This window comes from Peribacillus alkalitolerans (assembly GCF_010882125.1).
GTDB classification, from domain to species: domain Bacteria; phylum Bacillota; class Bacilli; order Bacillales; family DSM-1321; genus Bacillus_BN; species Bacillus_BN alkalitolerans.
On record NZ_JAAGVZ010000046.1, the window covers coordinates 1 to 2161 of the forward strand.

2 protein-coding genes and 1 pseudogene are annotated in these 2161 nt (G+C 33.0%); all 3 read right to left on the reverse strand.

Going from position 1 to position 2161, the window contains the following annotated elements:
- Positions 1–116: pseudogene (locus G3O09_RS21770) on the reverse strand (transcriptional regulator); the annotation flags it as partial.
- A gap of 200 nt (positions 117–316) precedes the next feature.
- Positions 317–892: a recombinase family protein gene (locus G3O09_RS21775; RefSeq protein WP_017474137.1), complete on the reverse strand. Its 576-nt coding sequence runs from the start codon at positions 890–892 to the stop codon at positions 317–319.
- A gap of 268 nt (positions 893–1160) precedes the next feature.
- Positions 1161–1487, reverse strand: a complete 327-nt coding sequence (locus G3O09_RS21780) for an inorganic diphosphatase (protein ID WP_163103536.1) — start codon at positions 1485–1487, stop codon at positions 1161–1163.
- Positions 1488–2161 lie beyond the last annotated feature (674 nt).

The following is a 2161-nucleotide window of genomic DNA, read 5'->3' on the forward strand; positions in this document are numbered from 1 at the left end:
ATAGCTTTTAACATTTGGGCAACACTAGAAATATCTACTGTCTGTAAATTACCTTGTATTCGATTGACCTTTTCTTCGTCATAACAATAAATTTCACAAGTATCTTTCTTAATCACATTCTCACCCCAATATCATTCAAGTGTTTATTTGAATATAGTATAACCATTTTTAATAATTCATTCAAGTGTTTGTTTGAATGAGTAAAAAAATTCATAAAAAAAGAATTGGAGTACCCAATTCTAATAACAAAATAACCAAACTGCATAAGACTTTAAGTACATAACATTATCTGGCCAATTAATGGAATAGGACTGAACTATTTGTTCTCTTCCGATAGCTTTCTATATAATGAAGCCCTAGACACATTTGTAATTTCACAAATTTGATTTACAGTCATATTTCCTTCTTTATATAGCTTTACTGCATAATTCATTCCCGCATGATTTTTATGATATTTCTTTATCCGACCTTTAAACTTTCCTTCTTTCTTAGCCAGCTCAATCCCTTCACGTTGACGCATACGGATAAGATCTCTCTCTAACTGGTTAACACCAGCCATTACTGTAATTAAGAATTGGCTGTATGGATTATCCTCTGATAAATCTAGCCATGTATCCTTGAGTGATTTTAAGCTGGCTTTTTTCCTTCGTATGTAATCGATCAATTCAAATAAATCTTGTGTACTACGAGTAATTCGAGTTAAATCTGTAACATAAATGGTGTCACCATCTTGTAAGTCCTCTAACATTTTTTGAAGTTGCTCACGTTCCTTCGTTGCCCCAGAAACTTTTTCTTCGTATATAATATCCATTCCGAATTCGCTTAGCTGCTGAAATTGTCTTGAAGGGTTTTGACTAGTTGAACTGACACGTACATAACCAATTTTCCGCAAAATATCACCTCACTTTTGAGACAAGTCTTATGAGACGCTCTTAACTATGATTTTACCAGTCTACTTGTCAATTCGAGCGATAATTTGCACTTATTTTAAGTGTTATTTTGCACATTAACCTTAAAAACCCAGCTACCTTCTCATAGGAAGATTAGCTGGGTTTCTTTATAATTTTCATCCAATCATTTATAGAATTATTCTGATCTGTTTAGTATAAAAGCAACTGCTTCTTGTTCAACAATCGCCCCCGATTGTTGGATAAGAAAAATTAGGTAATTATTTCGGTATCAAAGAAACGTTCTTGAAATTCAATTAATGCTTTAATCTGTTCAGGCGAATAATGTTTATTTGAAACAATAAGTTTATCTTCAACATCGTGATTTCTCTTGGCAATTGCTATAACCTTGCCTTCAAACGCTATCAACGGTTCAAACTCTCCAACAATATATGCATCAATTTCTTCACCGTCGTCTGCCATTGTGTCCGGAATATATCCATAATTTAGAGGGTAAATAAAATTATACACGGGATGGATGGATCCTAATGGTCTATCAACTTTTATTCTTACTCTTTTATTGAGATAACTCGTTACCATAAAATAACTCCTTCCTTAACCAGACAGTTTACTAACACCTATTTAACAGAAATCATTCAATTGCCAAGTCCTCATTAATCAAAGAGTTATGCCACTCTGCTGCAACCTACCCCCGATAGCTTAATAAGGAGTGAAATGCTGCATTGTTTAAAGAAGTTGTCCGTGTAATATACGGGATAAGATAAAAACAATTCCTCCAACAATCAGTAACTTTATATGTATAGATTTACTTTTCTTTTCTTCACTTTTTTTATTTTCCCTATCTATAATCCACATATTTATGACGCTAATAAACATCAGGAAAACACCTCCGAATGCCAGTAAATAAAATAAAAACACCTGCATCAAATCACCTCTACTTCTATATTACCCAAACCCACCTATTCAACTAAAATACCCAGTTATTTGGAACAAAAAAGCAGCCTAAGTAACTTATTTTCTTGGACTAACGCACTTGAAAGAAAACCGAATCCTCCACAATCCTGCCCGATTGCTTAATACCAATTATTTCAAAATTAGGTGATTAACTCAATCTTTTATTCCATTAAAAAGGACACTTACCTTATAACAGATAAGCGCCCGATTGCTGAACAACTAATAAAGGATTAATAAACGCGTCTTCTTATTAAAATCACTCAGTGCACATATAATTCTGTTTTAAAAGGATCTATAAT

Coding starts and splice junctions, on each gene's coding strand:
- G3O09_RS21780 (WP_163103536.1), bottom strand. CDS start 1,487: ATGGTAACGAGTTATCTCAATAAAAGAGTAAGAATAAAAGTTGATAGA.